A 21,922-nucleotide genomic window follows, 5' to 3' on the forward strand; every position below is an offset into this window, starting at 1 on the left:
AGCGCCGCGCCGCGCATACCGACAACGGCATGACTGCTTTTCCATCCGGGGGTTCCGCCATGCGCCGTTTCCTGCTCCTCGCCAGCACCGCCGCGGCGCTGATTGCGACTCCGCTCGCCGCGCAGTCGGTCGATCGTACGCAGACCGCACGCATCATCGACGAAGGCACAACGCACAGCGAAGTGATGCTGACCGCGCAGCATCTGTCCGACACGATCGGCCCGCGCATGACCAATTCGCCTTCGATGCGGTTGGCGGAAGCCTGGACGCAAAAGAAGTTTGCCGAATGGGGCCTGAAGAACATCCACAAGGATGCGTTCGATTTCGGCCGCGGCTGGTCCATCGTCTTGTCCAGCGTGCGGATGGTGTCGCCGCGTCCGATCCAATTGACGGCGATCCCGATCGCGTGGACGCCCGGTACCAATGGCACGATCTCTGCACCCGTCATCGTCGCGCCGATCAAGCGGGAGCGCGATTTCGACAAATGGCGCGGCAAGCTGTCGGGCAAGATCGTGATGATCACCCTGCCCGACAATGGCTCCGAACCCAGCGAACCCGGCTTCAAGCGCTACACCAGCGAGGAACTGGCCAAGCTCGATCAATACCAGCAGCCGACCTATGACCCTGACGCCGCTGACCGCCGTATGAAGCGGCTCGATTTCGCCAAGAAGCTTGATGCCTTTCTGAAAGCCGAAGGCGCGGTGGCGATGGCGACGATGTCGTATCGCGACGGCAAATTGGTCAGCGGTGAGGGCTATACCTTCGGCGTCGGCGACACGCCGTCGCTGCCGGGCGTGCAGATCGCGGCGGAGGATTACCGGCGGCTGGCGCGCCTTGCGAAGGTCGGTCCGGCACCGACGGTCGAGATCACCAGCGACGTGCGTTTCGATGACAGCGACCGCAACGCCTATAACATCATCGCCGAAATCCCCGGTACCGACCCCAAGGCGGGCTATGTCATGGCGGGCGCGCATCTCGATTCGTGGGTCGCGGGCGACGGTGCCGCCGACAATGGCGCGGGCACGGCCATGATCATGGAAGCCGCGCGGATCATCGCCAAGACCGGTATCCGCCCCAAGCGCACGATCCGTTTCGCTTTGTGGGCGGGCGAGGAACAGGGCCTGCTCGGCTCGCTCGCTTATGTCGAAAGCCATCTTGCCACGCGGGGCAGTGCGAACGAACCGAAGCTCAGCGGTCTGGCGCTCTATCAGGGCTGGTCGAACCGCTGGCCGATCACCCCCAAGCCCGGCTGGGGCGATCTCGCCGCTTATTTCAATCTCGACAATGGCGCAGGCAAGGTTCGCGGGATCTATGTCGAGAACAATCCGGCGGTCGTGCCGATCTTCCGCGAATGGCTGAGCCCGTTCGGGCCGATGGGGGCGAAAGACGTGGTGATCCGCAAGACCGGCGGCACCGACCACGTCTTCATGCAGGCGGTCGGCGTACCCGGCTTCCAGTTCATTCAGGACCCGCTCGATTATGATTCGCGCGTCCACCATTCGGGCATCGACACGTTCGACCATCTGAAGGGCAACGACATGCGCCAGGGATCGGTCATCCTGGCCTCGTTCCTGGTCAATGCGGCCAATGCCGACAAGGCTCTGCCCCGCCCACCTTTGCCCACCAAGCCGGTCACGACCGACCCCTTTGCATACTCGGATGAGGAAGAATAATGGCACGTCGTGGACATCGCCCGTCGCAGGCCCCCGCCGGGCGCCCGCGTTTCTGGGGGCGGCATGCGGTCACCGCCGCGCTCGCCAATCCCGAGCGCGTGGTGCGCAAGATGTGGGTCACGCGCGAAGCTGCGGCGAGCCTCGACATTCCGCCGGTGATCCCGATCGTCTATGCCGATGTGCAGGATCTCGCGCGGCTGGTGCCGGGCGACGCGCCGCATCAGGGGCTGGTGGCCGAGGTCGATCCGCTCGAGGACATCTGGCTCGCCGATCTGCTGCAACAGGGTGAAGGCGATCAGCGTCCGCTGCTGATCCTCGACGGCGTGACCGATCCGCACAATGTCGGCGCGATTTTGCGCTCGGCAGCGGCGTTCGATGTCCTCGGGATCGTGACGCCGGACCGCAACGCGCCACCCGAATCGGGGACGATCGCGCGCGCTGCATCGGGCGCGCTCGAGATCGTGCCATGGGTGAGGGTCGTCAATCTGGCGCGCGCGCTGGAAGAAATCGGCGAGGCCGGATTCTGGCGCGTCGGGCTGACCGGCGAGGCGAACCAGACCCTCGTCACGGCAATGGGGACGCAGCGCGTCGCGCTCGTGCTCGGGGCCGAGGGCGAAGGGATGCGGCAGAACACCGCATCGCATTGCGACGAGCTTGCGAAGCTGCCGATCTCGCATCGCATGGAAAGCCTGAACGTGTCGAACGCCGCGGCGATCGCGCTCTATGCGGCAGCGTCTCGTTAGAGAAGAACTGGGCGCTGAACGGGGAATCGGACATGACGGCACGTTTCGGAAAAGCCCTGCTGGCGCTGCTGCTGCCGTTCGTGCTGGCGAGTTGCGTGTTGACGCCGGGCAAGTTCGTCTCGACGCTCAGGATCGATGCCGACCGGCATTTCGCCTTCACCTATGTCGGAGAGGTGATCGCGATCGATCTTGGCAGCGAGTTCACCAAGGGCATGAAAGACGCCGGCGAAACCGACAAGGGCGCAGATCCTGCCGCGTCGGACGAGAATGAGCCGGGGATGCAGAAGATCGCGCTGCAGAAACGCGGCAAGCCCGGCGGTGCCAAGGCCACGCCCGCGCCCAAGGATTCCAGCGACAAGAAGAACCGCGCCATCGCCGCCGCGCTTTCGAAGGAAGTCGGCTATCGCAAAGTTACCTATCTCGGCGATGGCAAGTTCAGCATCGATTATGCGATCTCGGGCACGCTCGATCGTGCGTTCCTCTGGCCGTACAATCTCGATGCCGAGATCGTCTTCCCGTTCGTGGTGCTCGAAGTGCGCGCCAACAATACGGTGCGGATCAAGGCCCCGGCCTTCGCCAAGGAAAATGACGCGACCAAGAATATAGCGGGTCTGGGCGGCAGCGGGCCGCCCAAGCAAGCGAGCCAGCTCGACGGCACCTTCACGCTCGACACCGATGCCGAAATCGTCAGCCAGAACAATGAGGACGGCGCGGTGACGACCGGCGCGCGCAAGACCGTGACGTGGAAAGCGACGCCGACCAGCAAAGATGCGCCGAGCGCGGTGCTGCGTTTCCGGTGATTCCGGCGGAGACGCAGCGCGAGACCGAGCTCGAGACGATGCTGCTGGGGCCGGTCCTACCCGAGCGGGACTGCGGCGATTGCACGGTGTGCTGTACCGTCCTTACGGTGAACACCCCGGATTTTGCAAAGCCTGCCGGGGTGGCTTGTGTGCATCTGACGGACGGCGGGTGCAGCATTCATGCGGTGCGGCCCCATATCTGCCGGACCTGGTTCTGCGCCTGGCGCAGGCTCGCTAGCCTGCCTGACGAGGCCCGCCCCGACCGGTCGGGCCTGCTGGTGTCGCTCGCCTTCGTCCCCGAACCGCAGAACTGCTTCGAGGGCGTCGCGATTACCGTGCGGGCGCTCGACGGCAGCGATGCGATCGCGAGCGGCATGGCGGCGACGGTGCTCGACAGCGTGTGCGATCAGCTCGTGCCGGTGTGGTTCAGCGACGGATCGAAGAAGATGCTGATGCACCCGGAGGACGCGATCGCGCGGCTGGTGCTGTCGGGTGAGCCGGCACCCGACGAGTTACAGGATGAGGTCGCGGCGTGGCGGGAGCGGTATGGCATGTTCGCGTCTGACGTTTCCGACTAAGACGTCGGCAAAAGCGCCGTCGACCGGGCTCGCCAAAGCGACCCGTCGACCGTGCCGGGCGCTGCGCTGCGCGCACCGGCGGGAACGTCGTCCCGCCTGCGCCCGTCAGTCCTCCGCCGCGATCGTAACCTTCAACCCATCAAGCGCATCGGTCATTTCGATCTGGCACGACAGGCGCGAGGTCGCGTTGCGATCCGCCGAGGAATCGAGCAGATCATTCTCATCTTCGCTCATCTTAGGCAGTTTGGCCGCAAATTCCGGGTCGACATGCACATGGCACGTCGCGCACGAGCAGCAACCGCCGCACAGCGCCAGGATCTCGTCGATTCCAGCGTCCCGAATCACTTCCATCACCGAAAGCCCGGCCTCGCCATTGATCTCGCGTTCTTCCCCTTCGCGGGTCACGACGATAAGCTTGGGCATGGACGTTCCTTTTCGGGTAGCGATAGCGGATCTGCCATGCCGCCAGACGCGGCGCCGATCAAGAGACTGCGTATGGGACTGAGCGCCGAACAGCTAAAGACCGCGCTCGACGCGCTGGCGGCACGCGAACCCGCGCTGGCCGAGGCGATCGGCCGCGTCGGCTATCCCCCGCCCCGCATCAGCGCGCGCGGCTATGCCACGCTGCTGCGCACGATCATCGGCCAGCAAGTCAGCACCAAGGCCGCGCAGAGCGTATGGCACAAGCTGGAGGGCATCGTCGGCGACCTGACCGACCCCGGCAACGTCACCCGCGCGAGCGACGAGCAGTTGCGCGAGGCGGGCCTGTCGCGTCAGAAAGCGGGCTATGCGCGCAGCCTGTCGGCGCTGGTGACGACCGGCGAGCTCGATCTGGCTCACTTACCGGCCGATGACGAGGAAGCGATCGCCAAGCTGGTCGCGGTCAAGGGCATCGGGCGCTGGTCGGCCGAGATCTACCTGCTGTTCGCAGAGGGGCGCACCGATATCTGGCCGGCTGGCGATCTGGCCGTGCAGATCGAGGTCGGGCGCATCCTCGGGCACGAGACGCGCCCAAGCGAGAAACTGACCCGTGAGCTGGCCGAGGCGTGGCGTCCGCATCGGGGCGCTGCCGCGATCTTCGCGTGGCACCATTATCAAAGCGACATGAAGGTGATTTGAAGCATGGCCAAAGCCGACCGCCTGGCGCGCCTCGACGATCGTCGCGTCGAGATGGAAGCCGAATATCGCACGATGTTGATCGCCGCGTTGCAGCGCACGGCGGCCAAGCGGCTGCATCTGTTCGGTCATTCCAAGGACCGCACGGCGGTGGCCGCCGCGGCCCCGGTCATCGATGAATTGACCGCGCTCGGCAACGACATCGATACGGCGCGCGAGCAGCTTTCGATTGCGCCGTTCGATCTGCACCGGCAGTTCCTCGCGGCGCGCGGACCAGTCAGCGCGCACGCCGTCGGCGAAGCAAAACAAGCGCAGACATGGCTCGACCGACTGGAAACGACGGAGACAGGCACGTGACCAAATGGAAACTCGGCATCATCGGCGGTTCCGGCCTATATGCGATCGATGCGCTGCAAAACCCCGAGTGGCGGCGCGTCGATACGCCGTGGGGCGCGCCGTCCGATGAACTGCTGTTCGGATCAATCGGCGATGTCGAGCTGGTGTTCCTGCCGAGACATGGGCGCGGGCACCGAATCAGCCCTTCCGAGCTCAACTTCCGCGCTAACATCGACGCGCTGAAGCGTGTCGGCTGCACTGATCTGATCGCAATCTCCTCGATCGGGAGCTTGCGCGAGGAATTGTCGCCGGGGCATTTTGTGGTGGTCGATCAATTCATCGATCGGACGGTCGCGCGCACCTCCAGCTTCTTCGGGACGGGCATGGTCGCGCATGTGTCGATGGCGGAGCCGGTGTGCCCGCGCTTGTCGGGCCTCGCGGCAGCGGCAGTGGCGGCGGCGGGCGGCAATGTCACCAACGGTGCGACCTATCTTGCGATGGAAGGCCCGCAATTCTCCAGCCGCGCGGAAAGCCTGCTCTACCGGCAATGGGGTGCCGACGTGATCGGCATGACGGCGATGCCCGAGGCGAAGCTCGCGCGCGAAGCCGAGCTTCCCTACGCGCTGATCGGCATGGTCACCGATTACGATTGCTGGCGCGAGGAAGCTGCGTTCGTCGAGGTCGCCGAGGTCATTCGCCAAATGGGCGCGAACGGCGCGATTGCGCGCCAGGCTGTCGCGGCTTTGGTCGCGGCATTACCAGCGGAACGAACGCCCTCGCCGCTCGACACCGTGCTCGATCATGCGTTGATCACCGCCCCCGATGCACGCGATCCGGCGGTGCTGGCAAAGCTCGACGCGGTCGCGGGGCGGGTGCTGCGCGCTTAGCCGTCCGTCCCGACCAATTCTTCGGCTGGGGCCATCTCCACGGTAAAGCGCAGCGTGAAGAGATGGTCGCGATTATGGTCCGACACCGTCATCTTCCACGTGCGCGATTCGAGCACGCGTTCCGGCATCTCGCGCAGGATTTCGGCGGAATAGCGCACCGCTTCGATCCGGGCGGCATCCAGATCGGGCCATTCCGAACCTTCCAGATCCCGGAAGTCCGATCCGTCCGAAATGTCGAAGAAGTAACGCGGCATTGAGGGTGCTCCGGGCCGGGCAAGCGTGCCCGCGCCATAAATGTCTGCTGTGTCCGATACCGGTCCGGTTTAGGCCAGCGTGTGTGAGGACGGTGTGAAACCGCGCATCCGGGATATCCCTATACGGGTTCGCCACCGATCAGCCTTTCACCAACGATAGGGTTACCGCGATGCCCTATTTTGGAGGATGCGCTCGGCCTCGGCCAGGTGCAGCCGCTCGACCATTGCGCCGCCGACGCGGATCGCGCCCTTGTCCGCGTTAACCGGATCGGTGAACGCCGCCGTCACCGCTTGCGCCCAGGCGACTTGCTCTGCCGAAGGTGCGAACGCGCGGTTGGTGGGCGCGATCTGGGCAGGATGGATCAGCGTCTTGCCATCGAAGCCAAACATTGCGCCCTGTGCGCATTCGGCCGCGAGGTCGGGCGTATCGGCAAGCACGTTCGACACGCCGTCGAGCGCGATCAGGCCGTGCGCGCGCGCCGCGGTAACGATGGCGGTGAGATGCGGCAGCAACGGCAGCCGGTCTGCTCCAGGGGTGCAGCGCATCTCCTTGGCGAGATCATTGGTGCCTGCAATCACGCACGCGAGCCGGGGCGTCGCGGCGATCGACGCGAGCGCGAGCATCGCGGCGCAGGTCTCGATCATCGCCCAGAGCGGCATATCGCCGACGATCGCACCGGCGGCATGCAGGTCGTCGGGGTGCGACACCTTGGGCAGCAGCACGGCATCGAAACCGGCGCCGATCGCGGCCAAGCAATCATCAGCGCCCCAGTCGGTGTCGAGCGCGTTGACCCGCAGCACGAGCAAGCGCGCGCCAAACCCACCGTCGCGCGCGGCCGCAACCGCCTGATCCCGCGCGGCAGCCTTGGCCGCGGGCGCTACCGCATCCTCCAGATCAAGGATCACCGCATCGCAGTCGAGCCCGCGCGCCTTCTCGATCGCCCGCGCATTCGATGCGGGCATGAACAATGCGCTGCGGATCTGCCTCAAGGGGCTACCGCCGCGCGGCGCGTGGGCGCGGGCGCGTCTTCCCACCCTCCCCCGAGCGCCTTGAACAGGCTGATCTGTGCATCGGCAACCGCAGCATCCGACTGCGCCAGTGCCGCGCGGGCATCGGCGCGATCACGCTCCGCCTGGATCAGCAGCAGGAAGCTGTCGGCGCCATAATCGAAGCGCAGTTGCGACAGCTTGGCCGCGCCACTGCTCGATGCCTCGGCCCGCCGCAGCGCGGCGTTACGATCGAGCGCCCCGGCGTAGCGCGCAAGCGCCTGTTCGGTTTCCTGCAGCGCGGTCAGCACCTTGCCATCGAACGTCGCGAGGCTGGCATCGGCCCCGGCGCGCGACTGCCGTACGCGGGCACGTCCCACCGTCTGGTTCGGGAAACTCCACGAGATCAGCGGGCCGGCCGAGTAATTGACCGACGTGCCCTTGAACAACTGGCTGCCGCGCGTGGCGTTCAGACCGATGCTGCCGAGCAATTGGATCTTCGGATACAGATCGGCAATCGACACGCCGATCCGCGCTGTGTCCGCCGCCAGGGTGCGCTCCGCCGCGCGAACATCCGGGCGGCGCGCGATCAGAGCGGTGCCGTCGCCGACCGGCAGCACGTCTTTCACGCGCGGCGGGGTGGTGCAAGCGTCGGCATCCTTGTCGATCTGTTCGGGCGGAAGCCCGGTCAGCACCGCGAGCGCGTATAGCGATGCGCGACGTTCGGCCTCGAAACTGGGGATCGTGGCTTGCGTCTGTGCCAGCAGCACGTCGGCGCGTTGCACGTCGCGGCGCGTGCCGCGGCCGGCGGTGAACAGCGTGTTGGTCAGGCCGAGCGTCTTCTGCTGCAGCGCGACCGTGTCCAGCGCGACTGCACGCTGTGCGGCGTTGCTGCACGCGGTGACATAGGCACGCGCCGTCTCCGCCGCGACCGATACGCGCGCGGCATCGAGCTGCGCTTGCGCCGCCTGCGTATCGCCCCGCGCGGCTTCGATTGCGCGCGTGACGCCGCCGAACAGATCGACCTCGTAAGAGACGTCGAAGCCCAATTGGAAATTGTCGAACTGGAAGGTCTGCGGAGCCCCGGTGCCTCCGCCGAAGGCCGCGGCATTGGCGCTATTGGCTTGGGTGCGCGAATATTGCGCGCTGGGTGACGTCGTGGGAAGCCGTGCGCCGCGCTGTTCAGACAGCACCGCGCGGGCCCGTTCGAGGTTGGCGGCGGCGACGCGGATGTCGGTATTGTGCGACAGCGCCTCGGTTACCAGCCGATCGACGACCGGATCGTCATACAGCCGCCACCAATGATCAGGTAGCGCGGTCGCCGCCACGGCGGACCCGCGTGCGGTCTCGCTGAAGCTGCCGCCGGTGACGGGCAGCGGCGTGCTCGGCTTGACGTAGTTCGGGCCGACGACGCAGGCAGAAAGGGCCAGCGCGGGGGCGAGACTCAGCAGGCGCTTCATGCCGGGTTTCCTTGCGGGTTTGCAGGCAGCGGTGCGGGTGGCGGCGAACCCGGCTCCGGATCGCGGCGATTGCGGCGCAGCTTCGCTGCGACCCAATCCCCGCCCTTGCGGCTGATGACGTAGAAGCTCGGCGTGAACAGCAGGCCGAAGGTAGTGACCCCGATCATGCCGAAGAACACGGCCACGCCGAGCGCCTTGCGCATTTCGGAACCCGGCCCGTTGCCGATCACCAGCGGCAGCACGCCGAGGATGAACGCGATCGAGGTCATCAGGATCGGGCGCAGACGCTGTTCAGCGGCATGTTCGGCGGCGGCGCGCAGTTCCATGCCGTCGAGTTCATTCTGGCGCGCGAACTCCACGATCAGAATCGCGTTCTTGGCAGCAAGACCAATCAAAACGACCAGGCCGATCTGCGTCAGGATGTTGTTGTCCATCCCCATGATGTTCACGCCGACGATCGCCGCCAGCAGGCACATCGGCACGATCAGGATGACCGCGAACGGCAGCACCAGACTCTCGTAATTCGCCGCCAGCAGCAGGAATACGAACAGCACCGCGAGCCCGAACACCAGGCTGCCGGTGTTACCCGCCTGCGTTTGCTGGAACGCGATCTCGGTCCATTCGTAGCTCATGCCCTTGGGCAGGATCTGCCCGGCGAGCTTCGCCATCGTCTCCAGGCTCTGGCCTGAGGAATAGCCCGGGACAGTATCACCCTGCAGTTCGGCCGAGGGATAGAGGTTGTAGCGCACCACGCGGTACGGCCCGCTGTCGTTCTTGAGCGACATGACCGAATCGAGCGGCACCATATTACCCGCCGCCGACCGCGTGCGCAGATGCCCGACGTCAGACACCTGATCTCGATACGGCGCGTCGGCTTGCGCGGTCACGCGGTACGTTCGGCCGAGATAATTGAAGTCGTTGATGTAGGACGAGCCGAGATAAGTGCCGAGCGTCGAGAAGACGTTCGCCACTGGCACGCCCAGTTGTTCGGCGCGTTCGCGGTCGATATCGGCGAACAGCCGCGGGGTGCGCGTGTTGAAGGTGGTGAAGGCAGACGTGATGCCCGGTGTCTGGTTCGCCTTCATCATCATCCCGAAGGCCGCGCCTTCTAGCGCCTTATAGCCAAGGTTGGTACGATCCTCGATAAGCATCTTCCAGCCGCCGCCAGTGCCGATCCCGGCGACCGGGGGCGGCGGGATGACGAGCAGCAAACCGCCGGCGAGCGGCCCAAACGCCTGGCGCATCTGGTTGGCGATGGCACTGGCGTCGATGCGGTCGGCCTTGTCTTTTAGCGCGATGAACATCGCGCCGCCGTTCGACGCGGTCGAGAAAGTGGCGCCGTCGAGGCCCGCGAAGGCAACGGTATCGCGCACCGCAGGGTTCTGCCGCGCGATGGCGCCTGCCTGGTTGAGCAGATCGGTCGTCCGCTGGAGCGAGGCGCCGGGCGGCAATTGCGCCGCAACAATCAAATAGCCCTGATCCTGCGCAGGGATGAACCCGGTCGGCGTCGCGGTGAAGCGCCACCCGGCCAGACCGATCAGCACAACGTAGGCGACTGCGACCACGGTCAGCGCGCGGATTGCCCGCGCGGTGAACTTCCCGAACTTCTGGCCCAGCCAATCGAACCCGCGGTTGAATCCGCGCGCGAAACGCGTTCCCGCGCCGCGCCAACCTGCGGCCGGCTCGGAATGCGTCTTCGGCTTGAGGATCAGCGCAGCAAGCGCCGGCGACAGCGTGAGCGACACGAATGCGGAAATCGCAGTCGCCGACACGATCGTCAGCGCGAATTGCTGATAGAATTGCCCCGAAATGCCCGGGATGAAGCTGGTCGGGATGAACACGCCGCACAGCACCAGCGCGATCGCGATCAACGCGCCCGACACTTCGTCCATCGTCTTGTGCGCGGCGTCGCGGGGGGACAGCCCCTCCTCTTCCATCAAGCGCTCGATATTCTCAACCACGACGATCGCGTCATCGACCACGATCCCGATCGCCAGCACCATGCCGAACAGCGACAGGTTGTTGAGGCTGAAGCCGAAGCAGGCCAGCACCGCGAGGCTGCCGATCAGCGAAACGGGGATCGCGATGATCGGGATCAGCGCCGCGCGCCAGCTTTGCAGGAACAGCAGCACGACCAATGCGACGAGGATCAGCGCCTCGACCAGCGTGTGCTCCACCGCCTCGATCGAGGCCGAGATGTATTCGGTCGGGTTGTACGGAATCGAATATGTCAGTCCGGGTGGGAAGCTCTTCGATGCGCGTTCGATCTCGTCCTTGACCGCCTGTGCGGTGCTGAGCGCATTCGATCCGGGAAGCTGCGTGATGCCGATCGCGGTCATCGGCTTGCCGTTGAGGCGCGCGTTGATCGTGTAATCCTGCGCGCCGAGTTCGATCCGCGCAACATCGCGCAGTCGCGTCAGTCGGCCCTGGTCGTCGCGCTTGACGATGATGTCGCCGAACTGATCGGTGGTGGTGAGGCGTCCGGTCGCCTGGATGCCGAGCTGAAAGGCGGTGCCGCCCTGGTTGAAGGGCGGGGCGCCGACCGATCCGACCGCGACCTGCGCGTTTTGCGCGCGCACGGCTGCGACGATTTCATCGACTGTCAGATTGCGCGAGGCTGCACGATCGGGATCGACCCAGACGCGCATGTTGTAATCGCGCCCGCCGAACGTACGGGTCCCGCCGACGCCCGGGATACGCGCCAGCCGATCGATGATCTGCGTCGTCGCATAATTCGAAACATAGGATTCGTTGAGCGACCCGTCGGGCGACGTTAAAGCAACCACCAGCAGGATGTCGGGCGAGTTCTTGCGCACCGTCACGCCGATCTGGCGCACTTCCTCGGGCAGGCGCGGCTCGGCGGTGGAAACGCGGTTCTGCACCAGCACCTGCGCCTGATCGACGTCGGTGCCCTGCTTGAAGGTCACCGTGATCGCGAGCGTACCGTCGCCGGTGTTCGACGACGACATGTAGATCATGTTTTCGACGCCGTTGATCGATTCCTCGAGCGGGGCGGCGACGGTCTCCGCCAGCGTTTCGGCATTGGCACCGGGGAAGTTTGCGCTGACGACCACGGTCGGCGGCGCGATATTGGGATATTGCGCAACCGGCAGCGACGGGTACGCCACCACGCCGAACACGACGATCAGGATCGACAGCACCGCCGCGAAGATCGGCCGGTCGATGAAGAAATGGGGAAATTTCACAGTCGCTCAGCCTTATTTGGCGGTGGCGTCGGAGGCGGGCGGCGCACTTTCGGGGGTCGACTGCGGCGCGGTGTCGGCGGCCTTGGGGCGCATCTTCACCAGATTGGCCTTCACCGCGACACCGGGCTGCAGCGTCGTGATGCCTTCGATCACGACCTGTTCGGTCGGGGCGAGGCCAGCCTTGACGACGCGCAGCCCTTCGACTTGCGGGCCGGTTTCGACCGGACGGGGGGCGACCTTGCCATCCTTGCCGACGACATAGACGAGCTTGCGGGTCTGGTCGGTCAGGATCGCTTCATCGGGCACCAGCATCGCATGATAGGTTCCCGAACCCAGCAGCCGCGCACGCCCGAACAAACCGGGGGTGAGGAAGCCATCGGGGTTGGCGATTACGGCATGCGCGCGGATCGTGCCCGAATTGGGATCGATCGCATTGTCGACGAACTCCATACGGCCATGCCAGCGGTAACCGCTTTCGTCCGCGAGTTGAACCTCGACCGGGTTCGGCGTGCGACGCGACGACCCACGCTGCCCGGCCTTATCCTGGCGCAGATACTTCAGGTAGAAGCTTTCCGCCCCCTCGAACGAAAACCAGATCGGATCGGTCGAGACGACGCGCGTCAGGACAGTTTGCGCTTCCGCTGCGTAATTACCCCTGCTCACGCGACGATCCGAAACGATCCCCGTGATCGGCGAACGGACCGAGGTGAAACCCAGGTTAAGCTGCGCGGTCGAGACGTTCGCCTGACCCGCGCCGAGATCGGCCTGCGCGCTGCGGACCGTCGCGAGCTTGGTCTCATACTCTTCCTTGCTGATCGCCTCGGCGGCCAGCAATTTGTCGGCCCGTGCCAGTTCGGACCGGGCATTGGTCAGCGCGGCCTGCGCCTTGGCGACTTGCGCCCGCGCCTGGGCAAGCGTTGCGAGATAGGGGCGCGGGTCGATCGTGAACAGGACATCGCCCGCGCGGACGCGCTGGCCATTGGCGAACAGGATCCGCTCGATCGTGCCCGAGACGCGCGGCCGCAGTTCCACATCCTGGATCGCCTCGAACCGGCCGACGTATTCGTCCCAATCGACGACATCGCGCTGCAGCGGCACGGCGACCGTCACTTGCGGGGTCGGCGGCGGCGGGGGCGCACCCTTGGAACATGCTGCAAGCGCGAGCACGGCTGCCGTCGCCAGCGCGGAACGAAACTGGCCTGGAAGGAAAGTCATTGGCATCGAGGTCCCCACGAACGGTATCGGGTGCAACCGTCTCGCAAGTGCATAATAGTTCGTTCGAACGAACAGGGCAACTGCAGAAACGACAAGCCGCTCGTTTCGGCGGCGTATTTTTCTTGCCCAGAAGTGCGAATGGTCATGCTGCAATGCAAGAGTACAACCTGATCTTTCTCCCCGCCGCCCAGCAATATATTGAAACAGAAATCAAAAATTCGCGCGGGCAGACGGCTCTCGACGCGGCGTGGCGGGCATGACAGAGCGAAACGATGGCCGCACCGACCCGATCCGACCCGATCAAAGTTCCACGCGCGGGACTTACCGGCGTGTGGCGACCTGCAACCGCCTTCGTGCGCGTCTTTGCCGGGTTTGCTGGGCGACGCGGTTGGACCGCAACCGGGCTGGTCGCGGCGGGGGCAATGCTCGACGGCGCTGGCTTGCTGCTGCTGATCCCGATCCTCGATTCGGTCGTGACGCGGCCGGGTGGCCAATCGCGGGTGGGCACGGCGCTTGACGCGATCGGGCTGGAAGCCGGCTTTCCACGACTGCTCGCGCTGCTGTCTGCGTTCGTGCTGCTCGCGGTGTTGCGCGCGCTGGTGCAGTTCGCGCGCGATCTGGCGCTAGCGAAGCTGCAGGCGACGTTCGTTGAGTATCAGCGCAATCAAGTGATGCGCGCGATCGCCGCCGCATCGTGGAGCCGGATCGTCGGACTTCGCCACGCCCGGATCACCAATCTCATCACGAGCGAGGTCGGCCGCGTCGCGGCCAGCGCGCAATTCCTGATCCAGGCCTCGGTCGCCGCTGCGATGCTAGTGGTGCAGTCAGCGCTCGCCTTCACGCTCGCGCCAGTGCTGGCGCTCGCGACGACGGCGCTGGTGCTAATCGGGGGCGGCGCGGTATTTCTGGCGCAAGGCAAGATCCGCGACATCGGCACCGGGATGGTGCACGGCAATGCCGCCTTGATGGGCAGCGCGAACGGCTTCCTGAGCGGCCTGAAAGCGGCGGCGGCACAAAATACGCAGGACGAATTCATCGCCGAATTCGAAATCATCCAGGCCAATCTGCGCGAAACCGGCCTGTCGTTTCAGCGCCGCCAAGCCAATAGCCGCCGGGTCTTTGCGATCGGATCGGGCTTTGCGGCGGCATCGGTCGTGCTGATCGGCTTTGCCACCAAGGTGCCGCCGGCCGTGCTTATCACGCTGGTGCTGATCTTTGCGCGGATGAGCGGCCCCGCGATCATGATCCAGCAATCCGCGCAGAACTTCTTTTTCATGCTGCCGAGTTTCGAAGCGCTGCAGGCGTTCCAGACCGAGCTAGCCGCCGAATGCGCCACCACCCCGGCCCCGGTCGTCCCGCCGCCCGGCGCGATCGAGGCACGCGATCTGGTCTATCGCTACGCGACCGGCGGCGGCATCAGCGGCGCGAGCGTGCGGATCGAGCCAGGCAGCTTCGTCGGCATTGCCGGGCCATCGGGTGCGGGCAAGACGACGCTGATCGATCTGCTGATCGCCCTGACCGAGCCGCAGACGGGAACGCTGTCGGTCGGCGGGATGGTGCTTGATGCGGCCGGGCGCGCGGGCTGGCGCGAGGGCGTGGCGTACGTGCCGCAGGAAGGATTCCTGTTCCACGACACCATCCGGCGCAATCTCGCCTGGGGCAATCGCGACCCCGATGAGGCGGCGATGTGGGACGCTCTCGACTTCGTCGGCGCGGACGCGCTGGTGCGGCGGATGCCCGAGGGGATCGACACGATCGTCGGCGAGCGCGGCGCGTTGCTGTCGGGCGGCGAGCGGCAGCGGTTGGCGCTCGCGCGCGCGATCCTGCGGCGGCCGCGGCTGTTGGTGCTCGACGAAGCGATGAACGCGATCGACGCCGGGAGCGAGAATTTGCTGCTCGGTCGCATCGCCGCACTGGAGCCCCGTCCGACGATCCTGATGATCTCCCACCGCGCGGAGAGCATGGCGACGTGCGATCAAGTGATCCGGGTCGAGGGGGGTATGGTGTGGGGGTAGTGGGTGCTCGTCCTCACCTCATCCACGCTTCCCCGGCGAAGGCCGGGGCCCAGTCGCGGAACAGAAGCGGTGAGGTGCCGCGCTATCCCATCGACCTGCGCAACTGGGCCCCGGCCTTCGCCGGGGAAGCGATTCTTTTGATTGTAGATTCATCAACCCGACATTCGGGACCGCCAACTGCAGACTTTAGCGCTGGCGCGAAAAGGCCCATTCATCCGCAAAGCACTCGAATGTTTCGTCGCGCAAGTAGAATAGAAAGTGACGCTTTCCCGCATCCACTCGGTTGGTCACTTTCCAATCGGTCGGGGCGTGGGCGAGCGGGTCAGCGCCGACAATCTCGTAGAACTCCCCCCAAGCCGGAGCGATGCCGCTGTAGCGGCACTGCCCACGATACCACCCTTCATCGTTAGTGCTGCCTAGCCTCCATTCCGAACAACCACCGAAGGCTAGCAACCCCTTTTCATCGGTTGTCGCCTCATACGCTGAATGGTTCAGACCGAACTGCAATGACAATTTCGAGCCATCTTCCCGAACTTCGGGCGCAGGGTCGTTGGGGTCGGCGTTCCATGAACCATTGAGTTGTAGAAATGTCCGGTCTGTCATTCGCAGAGTTTGGCACCGCCAACGGATTCTTGCCACCGATTCCTAGCAGCTCGCCATCTACCCCCGCGTCACCCCCTAACGCCCAACCACCACCCCGCCCTTCATCACCCAGCCAACCCGCCGCACCGCCGCAACATCGCGCGTCGGGTCGCCCGGCACGGCGATCAGATCGGCGAGAAGCCCAGGCTTCACGCTCCCCCGATCGGCGAGGTGGAACACCCGCGCATTGCCAGAAGTCGCCGCGATCATGACTTGCGCCACCGGCATCCCCGCCGCTGCCATCAATTCCATTTCACGCGCATTTTCGCCATGCGCGAAGACGCCGACATCGCCGCCCATGCAGATTGGCACCCCCGCCGCGCGCGCCAGCGCGAAGGACGCGCGATTTTCGGCGACGGCGGGCGGGACCGGATCGCCGCCGTTCCAGCCGCGATAGCGTGAGACCGCGTCGGATGCCGCCAGCGTCGGGCACAAGGCGATCCCTTTCGCCGCCATGCTGCGGAAAATCTCGGGCGTGCCGCCATAGCCATGCTCGATCGTATCCGCCCCGGCGGCGATCGCGCGACGCATCCCCTCGGGCGTGGAGGTGTGGACCGCTACGGTGCGCCCGGCATCGTGCGCTGACTCGACCGCGGCCTTCATCTCGGCGAGCGAAAAGGTCGGGCGGCTCGGTTCGCCCGGGCCCCAGCGATAATCGCCGTAGAGCTTCACCACATCCGCGCCCGCCGCGATCTGGCTGCGCACCACGCGGACGAGATCGTCGATGCCGCTCGCTTCCTCGGCCCCTTGCGGGATGTCCACGCCGGGTTCGAAACCCTTGGGGCCATATGCCCCCTTCGCCACGATCGCCCGCGTCGCGACGATCAGGCGCGGGCCGGGCACGATCTCTTGCGCAATCGCCTGGCGTAAGCCGACATCGGCATAGCCCGCGCCTTCGGTGCCGAGATCGCGCTCCGTCGTGAAGCCCGCCAGCAGCGTAAGCCGTGCATTCGCCACCGCGCGCGCGGTGCGCAGCGCGATCGGCTCGTGCAGCACCTGATCGTCCCAGTTCGCCTCATTGTACGGATGCAGGAACAGATGCCCGTGCCCCTCGATCATACCCGGCATCAGCGTCTGGCCGGGGAGGTCGATCGTCTCGGCATCCGCAGGCGCGGTGAGCGTCGGGCCGACCGCGACGATCTTGTCGCCGCTGACCAGGACTTGCCAGCCGGGATGGGCGACGGGATCGACGCCGTCGAACACGGCGGCGGGGCGAAGCAGGATCGGGTGCGGTGCGGGCGCAGCTCCCACGGCCAACAGCGCAAGACCCAGCAACCATTTCATCATCTCGTCTCCGCAAGCGATTGTGGCGCGCAGCATTGCCCGATAGCTTCGGTATCATGGATATACGCCCCCGCACCGCGCGCAACCTGCTTGCCGCAACCGCCCTGTTCGTCATCGCGGCGGCCCCTGCCCCGCCTGAGGCCGCGCGCGTCACGATCACGCGCGACACCTGGGGCATCGCGCATGTCGTGGGAAAGAGCGACGCCGATGCGGTGTTCGGCGCGATCTATGCGCAGGCCGAGGATGATTTCAACCGGATCGAAGCGAATTACCTGACCGCACTCGGCCGCACCGCCGAGGCGGAGGGCGAAGCTGCGATCTGGGCCGATCTGCGCCAGCGGCTCTATGTCGATCCGGTCGATCTTAAGGCGAAGTATCGCCAGAGCGCGCCGTGGCTGCAAAAGCTGATGACGGCGTGGGCCGATGGTCTGAACTATTACCTCGCGACGCACCCGAACGTGCGCCCCAAGGTGCTGACGCATTTCGAACCGTGGATGGCGCTGTCCTTCACCGAAGGCAGCATCGGCGGCGATATCGAGCGGATTTCGCTGAATGATCTGGCCGCCTTTTACGGCAAGACCAGCATCGCGGTCGCGGCGGAGGATGCTGGCCCGGTCCCGCGCGAACCGCGCGGGTCGAATGGCATCGCGATTGCGCCGAAGAACACCGTGAACGGCCATGCGCTGCTGCTGATCAATCCGCACACCAGTTTCTACTTCCGCTCAGAATTGCAGATGACCAGCGGTGAAGGCTTGAACGCCTACGGCGCCTCCACCTGGGGGCAGTTCTTTATCTATCAGGGCTTCAACGAGAAAGCCGGGTGGATGCACACCTCCTCCGGCGTCGACAATGTCGATGAATTTGCCGAGGATGTGGTGCGCGGCGCGGCGGGGGTTTCCTATCGCTACGGCAAGGCGATCCGGCGGATGCGGTCCGCCCGCGTCACGCTCGCCTATCGCAAGCCCGACGGCACGCTGGGCAGTCGCAGCTTCAGCACCTACGCCTCACACCACGGCCCGATCATCGCCGAACGCGGCGGCAAGTGGATCGCGCAAGGGCTGATGTGGAAGCCGATCCCCGCGCTCGAACAAAGCTGGCTGCGCACCAAGGCGACCGATCTGGCGAGCTATATGAAGGTCGCCGAGCGCAAGGCCAATTCGTCGAACGACACGCTGTTCGCCGATGCCAAGGGCGAGATCGCCTATCTCCACCCGCAATTCGTTCCCGTCCGCGATACCCGCTTCGATTATGCCAAGCCGGTCGATGGCGCCGATCCGGCGACCGACTGGAAAGGGCTGCACAGCGTGGCAAGCCTGCCCAATGCGATCAACCCAGGCGTGGGATATGCGTTCAACACCAACAACTGGCCGTGGACCGCAGCCGGGCCGGATAGCCCCAAGGCCAAGGACTATCCGCGCTACATGGACACGTTCGGCGAAAACCCGCGCGGGGTTCACGCCGATCTGCTGCTGCGCAACGCCCACGACTTCACCCCCGAACGGCTGATCGCGGCGGCGTATGACAGCTACCTCCCTGCCTTTGCCGAGCTGATCCCGCCGCTGGTCAAGGCGTATGACGCGCTGCCTACAGGCGACCCGCGCCGCGCGAAGCTCGCGGGGCCGATCGCGGAATTGCGCGGCTGGGATTATCGCTGGGGCGCGGATTCGGTCGCGACCACGCTCGGCGTGCTGTGGGGCGGCAAGATGTGGCGCGAGGTCGGCAGCTTCATTCAGGCCGAGCAGATCAACGTGCCGAAGTACATCGCCACACGCGTGTCCGACAGCCGCAAGCTCGATGCGCTGGGGGAGGCGATCGAGCAACTCACTCGCGATTTCGGTGACTGGAAGATCGGCTGGGGGCAGATCAACCGCTTCCAGCGGCTCGACGACAGCATCGACGCGCATTTCGACGATGCCAAACCAAGCATCCCGGTGCCCTTCACCTCGGCGCAATGGGGCAGCCTCGCCTCTTTCGGCGCGCGGCCTTATGCCAATACGAAAAAATTATACGGATCGAGCGGTAACAGCTTCGTCGCGGTGGTCGAATTCGGCCCCAAACTGCGCGCCTGGGCGGTGACCGCTGGTGGCGAGAGCGGCGACCCAGCGTCGCTGCATTTTACAGATCAGGCGGAGCGCTATGCGGCAGGCGCGCTGCGGCCGGTTTATTTCTACCCGGCCGATCTGGCGGCGCATGTCGAGCGGCGCTATCGCCCCGGCGAACCGCGTTTCGCGACCCGCTCCGGCTAGGCGACCTCGCCGAATCCGGTTCGCGCTTCGTGGCGCTGCAGTCGTCCATCGCGGCGGGTTCCTCCCGCGCCGGATCGAGGTTCGAGAGCAACGCGCGGCCACAGGCATTCGGATCGGACGTCCGCCAGCCGCTGGGCGTTACCCCTGCGGCTCCATCCCGTTGGGCGCCGTGGTCAATCCGATGTCGGCCCAATGCGCTTCAAGCATCGCCACGGTGTCGTCCATTGCGGTGAAGCGCAGCGGGCGCGCTAGCGTAAAAATCCCGGCCGCCCTCGCGATCGCCGCGCCGACCTGGAAATACTTCTGTTGCTGGCCCATGCGTCGTATCAGGATCGGGCGATAGGCGTTGGCGAGCAACAACCGTGCTCCGTCGACCACATTGGGCCGCGCGATCCCCGCCACCCGGGGCGGACGGTCTTCGAACAACATGTACACCGCGCCGACCGGCATTGCTGCGGTGCTGGACCCGACCGGCTCGACATAGAATTTCTCCATTCGGCCGCGCATCGCTTCGCCCTTACGACCATCGAGCGCCAGCGCGTCGATCGACCCGGCCCAGAGTTTCAGGAAACGGCCGTCGGGGTGAACGATAGGCGTACCGGCGTCATCGAGCGTGATCGCGGCCTGATCATCGGTCACCAGCGTGTACCCCCGCGACCCGAGCGCCGCGGCGATCGTGGATTTTCCAGCCCCCGATGCGCCGCAGAACAGCACTGCTTTGCCGTTTACCGCGATCGCGCTCGCGTGCAGCACGATATGGTTGCGCTGATGCAGGAGGATGCCGAACACGGTGCCGGCCAGGAAGATCGCGATGTCCTGATCGCCAATGTCGGGCGCGCGGGCGAAACCGATGCTGTGTCCGCCCTCAAGCAGAAACCGCCCGATCGCGGGAAGCTCGAGTAGGAATTGGTCGGCACTGCGCTGCCAGTTGGGACCGGCGGCGACGACATTTTCCAGCGCCTCCGGCACATCGATCGGGCGTATCGTTACGTCGGGCACCGCCAGATCCGCCAGCGTGATAAGCCCCGGCAAACGGATCTCGCTGCAAACCTGCAAGCCCGACACCCTATAACAATGCACGCGCGCCGAACCCCCTGTCACCCGCGCGTGACTCTATGCCGAACAAAGGTACGGCTTCAAGCGCTGGTGCCGCGCAACGCATCGGCCAGCCGCGCGCGGTCGAGCTTGCCCTCCCAACGCGCCACCACGATCGCGGCGACCGCATTGCCGATGAAGTTGGTCAAACTGCGGCACTCGCTCATGAAGCGATCGACGCCCAGAATCAGCGCCATGCCCGCGACCGGCACCGACGGCACAATCGACAGCGTGGCGGCGAGCGTGATGAACCCCGCGCCCGTCACCCCGGCCGCCCCCTTCGAGCTCAGCATCGCGACACCGACCAGCAGCAATTGATCGCCGATCGACAGATGCACCCCGCACGCCTGCGCGATGAACAGCGCCGCCAGCGTCATGTAGATATTCGTGCCGTCGAGGTTGAACGAATAACCAGTCGGCACGACCAGACCGACGATCCCGCGGTCGCACCCCGCTGCCTCCAGCTTGGTCATCAAATTGGGCAGCGCCGCCTCGGACGAGGAGGTGCCGAGCACCAGCAGCAGTTCCGCCTTGAGATAGACGAGCAGCCGAATGATCGAGAAACCGTGCACCCGTGCCACCGCACCGAGAATGACCAGCACGAACGCGATCGAGGTGAGATAGAAGGTCAGCACCAGCCCCCCCAGGCTGATCAAACTGCCCGCGCCATATTTGCCGACGGTGAAGGCGATCGCGCCGAACGCCCCGATCGGGGCAGCGCGCATCAGGATGCCGACCACGCGAAACACGATCAGCCCGAGCCGCTCGATCAGGTCGAGCACTGGCTCGGCCGGCTTTCCCACCAGGCTGAGCGCGATGCCGAACAGGATCGCGACGAACAGCGTCTGCAGGATCGATCCGTCGGTCAGCGCCGAGACCATCGTGTTGGGGATGATCGCCATCAGGAAGCCGACCAGTGTCGTCTCATGCGCCTGCTGCGCATAGCCGGAGACTGCCCCGGCATCGAGCGTCGCGGGATCGACGTTCATGCCCGCTCCCGGCTGCACGACGTTCGCGACCACCAGCCCGAGGATCAAAGCGAGCGTCGAGAAGAACAGGAAATAGCCGAACGCCTTGGCGGCGACCCGGCCGACCGTGCCGAGCTCGCGCATTCCGGCGATGCCGCTGGCCAGAGTCAGGAAAATGACGGGCGCGATCACCATCTTGACCAGCTTGATGAACCCGTCGCCGAGCGGCTTCAAAGCGGCGCCCGTTTCCGGCCAGAAATGCCCGACCAGCGCGCCGAGTACGATCGCCGTCAGCACTTGCACATAAAGCTGTGCGTAGATGGGCGTCGGTTTGGCGGGAGCCGGCGGCGTGGGCATGGGCATGCGCTCGGGCGGGATCGTCATGTGCTTATCCTAAGCAAGGATCGCGGCGACACC

Annotated in this window: 20 protein-coding genes; 10 read left to right on the plus strand and 10 right to left on the minus strand. The window is 65.5% G+C overall.

Translation table 11 applies throughout. The annotated features are described in order from the left end of the window. Positions 1–59: 59 nt before the first annotated feature. From HMP06_RS10155 to HMP06_RS10170, 4 genes are read left to right on the plus strand one after another with little or no spacing between them, the layout of a single operon-like run. A complete protein-coding gene (locus HMP06_RS10155) occupies positions 60–1,673 on the plus strand; it encodes a M20/M25/M40 family metallo-hydrolase (protein ID WP_176496987.1) in 1,614 nt (537 codons plus the stop codon). Then, positions 1,673–2,416 (plus strand): 23S rRNA (guanosine(2251)-2'-O)-methyltransferase RlmB, encoded by a 744-nt coding sequence (gene rlmB, locus HMP06_RS10160; RefSeq protein ID WP_176496988.1) that lies wholly within the window; start codon positions 1,673–1,675, stop codon positions 2,414–2,416. Before HMP06_RS10155 ends, rlmB begins: the two co-directional genes overlap by 1 nt. Before the next feature lie 32 nt (positions 2,417–2,448). After that, positions 2,449–3,216, plus strand: a complete 768-nt coding sequence (locus tag HMP06_RS10165; protein WP_176496989.1) for a hypothetical protein — start codon at positions 2,449–2,451, stop codon at positions 3,214–3,216. A gap of 38 nt (positions 3,217–3,254) precedes the next feature. Beyond that, positions 3,255–3,794 (plus strand): YkgJ family cysteine cluster protein, encoded by a 540-nt coding sequence (locus HMP06_RS10170; RefSeq protein WP_176498467.1) that lies wholly within the window; start codon positions 3,255–3,257, stop codon positions 3,792–3,794. A 105-nt stretch (positions 3,795–3,899) separates the two neighbouring features. Here HMP06_RS10170 and HMP06_RS10175 read toward each other — a convergent pair whose 3' ends face one another. After that, positions 3,900–4,217 (minus strand): 2Fe-2S iron-sulfur cluster-binding protein, encoded by a 318-nt coding sequence (locus tag HMP06_RS10175; RefSeq protein WP_176496990.1) that lies wholly within the window; start codon positions 4,215–4,217, stop codon positions 3,900–3,902. Positions 4,218–4,289: 72 nt separating this feature from the next. Between HMP06_RS10175 and HMP06_RS10180 the strand changes: the two genes are divergently transcribed. The 3 genes from HMP06_RS10180 to HMP06_RS10190 are packed head-to-tail and all read left to right on the plus strand — an operon-like array spanning position 4,290 to position 6,133. Continuing rightward, positions 4,290–4,913 carry a DNA-3-methyladenine glycosylase family protein gene (locus HMP06_RS10180; RefSeq protein ID WP_176496991.1) on the plus strand — a complete coding sequence of 208 codons (624 nt, stop codon included), beginning with the start codon at positions 4,290–4,292 and terminating at the stop codon, positions 4,911–4,913. Between the two features lie 3 nt (positions 4,914–4,916). Beyond that, positions 4,917–5,267, plus strand: a complete 351-nt coding sequence (locus tag HMP06_RS10185; RefSeq protein ID WP_176496992.1) for a hypothetical protein — start codon at positions 4,917–4,919, stop codon at positions 5,265–5,267. Further along, complete coding sequence (locus tag HMP06_RS10190) at positions 5,228–6,133, plus strand: S-methyl-5'-thioadenosine phosphorylase (protein WP_176496993.1); 906 nt, start codon at positions 5,228–5,230, stop codon at positions 6,131–6,133. Before HMP06_RS10185 ends, HMP06_RS10190 begins: the two co-directional genes overlap by 40 nt. On the opposite strand, the gene HMP06_RS10195 is transcribed toward HMP06_RS10190, so the two are convergent. The 5 genes from HMP06_RS10195 to HMP06_RS10215 form a co-directional block, all read right to left on the minus strand. Then, positions 6,130–6,387 carry a DUF6894 family protein gene (locus tag HMP06_RS10195; RefSeq protein WP_176496994.1) on the minus strand — a complete coding sequence of 86 codons (258 nt, stop codon included), beginning with the start codon at positions 6,385–6,387 and terminating at the stop codon, positions 6,130–6,132. The two genes, HMP06_RS10190 and HMP06_RS10195, sit on opposite strands and share 4 nt — an antisense overlap. A gap of 162 nt (positions 6,388–6,549) precedes the next feature. Further along, the gene (locus HMP06_RS10200) at positions 6,550–7,350 is read right to left on the minus strand and encodes an HpcH/HpaI aldolase/citrate lyase family protein (RefSeq protein WP_443026476.1); all 801 of its coding nucleotides are present in this window, start codon (positions 7,348–7,350) and stop codon (positions 6,550–6,552) included. Positions 7,351–7,373: 23 nt separating this feature from the next. Continuing rightward, positions 7,374–8,834 carry an efflux transporter outer membrane subunit gene (locus tag HMP06_RS10205; protein WP_176496996.1) on the minus strand — a complete coding sequence of 487 codons (1,461 nt, stop codon included), beginning with the start codon at positions 8,832–8,834 and terminating at the stop codon, positions 7,374–7,376. Continuing rightward, positions 8,831–12,040 (minus strand): efflux RND transporter permease subunit, encoded by a 3,210-nt coding sequence (locus HMP06_RS10210; protein ID WP_176496997.1) that lies wholly within the window; start codon positions 12,038–12,040, stop codon positions 8,831–8,833. Before HMP06_RS10210 ends, HMP06_RS10205 begins: the two co-directional genes overlap by 4 nt. A 12-nt stretch (positions 12,041–12,052) precedes the next feature. Further along, a complete protein-coding gene (locus HMP06_RS10215; protein WP_176496998.1) occupies positions 12,053–13,255 on the minus strand; it encodes an efflux RND transporter periplasmic adaptor subunit in 1,203 nt (400 codons plus the stop codon). Positions 13,256–13,302: 47 nt separating this feature from the next. Here HMP06_RS10215 and HMP06_RS10220 point away from each other — a divergent pair, with 47 nt between their 5' ends. Then, a complete protein-coding gene (locus HMP06_RS10220; protein ID WP_176496999.1) occupies positions 13,303–13,515 on the plus strand; it encodes a hypothetical protein in 213 nt (70 codons plus the stop codon). A gap of 12 nt (positions 13,516–13,527) precedes the next feature. Further along, positions 13,528–15,270: an ABC transporter ATP-binding protein gene (locus HMP06_RS10225; RefSeq protein ID WP_176497000.1), complete on the plus strand. Its 1,743-nt coding sequence runs from the start codon at positions 13,528–13,530 to the stop codon at positions 15,268–15,270. A 186-nt stretch (positions 15,271–15,456) separates the two neighbouring features. Here HMP06_RS10225 and HMP06_RS10230 read toward each other — a convergent pair whose 3' ends face one another. Together HMP06_RS10230 and HMP06_RS10235 are read right to left on the minus strand one after the other, a co-directional pair. After that, the gene (locus HMP06_RS10230; RefSeq protein ID WP_176497001.1) at positions 15,457–15,873 is read right to left on the minus strand and encodes a hypothetical protein; all 417 of its coding nucleotides are present in this window, start codon (positions 15,871–15,873) and stop codon (positions 15,457–15,459) included. Between the two features lie 75 nt (positions 15,874–15,948). Continuing rightward, positions 15,949–17,199 (minus strand): metal-dependent hydrolase family protein, encoded by a 1,251-nt coding sequence (locus HMP06_RS10235; protein WP_176498468.1) that lies wholly within the window; start codon positions 17,197–17,199, stop codon positions 15,949–15,951. Positions 17,200–17,252: 53 nt separating this feature from the next. Between HMP06_RS10235 and HMP06_RS10240 the strand changes: the two genes are divergently transcribed. After that, positions 17,253–19,442 carry a penicillin acylase family protein gene (locus HMP06_RS10240; protein WP_176497002.1) on the plus strand — a complete coding sequence of 730 codons (2,190 nt, stop codon included), beginning with the start codon at positions 17,253–17,255 and terminating at the stop codon, positions 19,440–19,442. Positions 19,443–19,580: 138 nt separating this feature from the next. Here HMP06_RS10240 and HMP06_RS10245 read toward each other — a convergent pair whose 3' ends face one another. Together HMP06_RS10245 and HMP06_RS10250 are read right to left on the minus strand one after the other, a co-directional pair. Then, on the minus strand, positions 19,581–20,474 hold the full coding sequence (locus HMP06_RS10245; protein WP_176497003.1) for a hypothetical protein: 894 nt from the start codon (positions 20,472–20,474) through the stop codon (positions 19,581–19,583). A 104-nt stretch (positions 20,475–20,578) separates the two neighbouring features. After that, complete coding sequence (locus tag HMP06_RS10250; RefSeq protein WP_443026477.1) at positions 20,579–21,889, minus strand: dicarboxylate/amino acid:cation symporter; 1,311 nt, start codon at positions 21,887–21,889, stop codon at positions 20,579–20,581. Positions 21,890–21,922 lie beyond the last annotated feature (33 nt).

Source organism: Sphingomonas sp. HMP6 (assembly GCF_013374095.1).
Taxonomy (GTDB): domain Bacteria; phylum Pseudomonadota; class Alphaproteobacteria; order Sphingomonadales; family Sphingomonadaceae; genus Sphingomonas.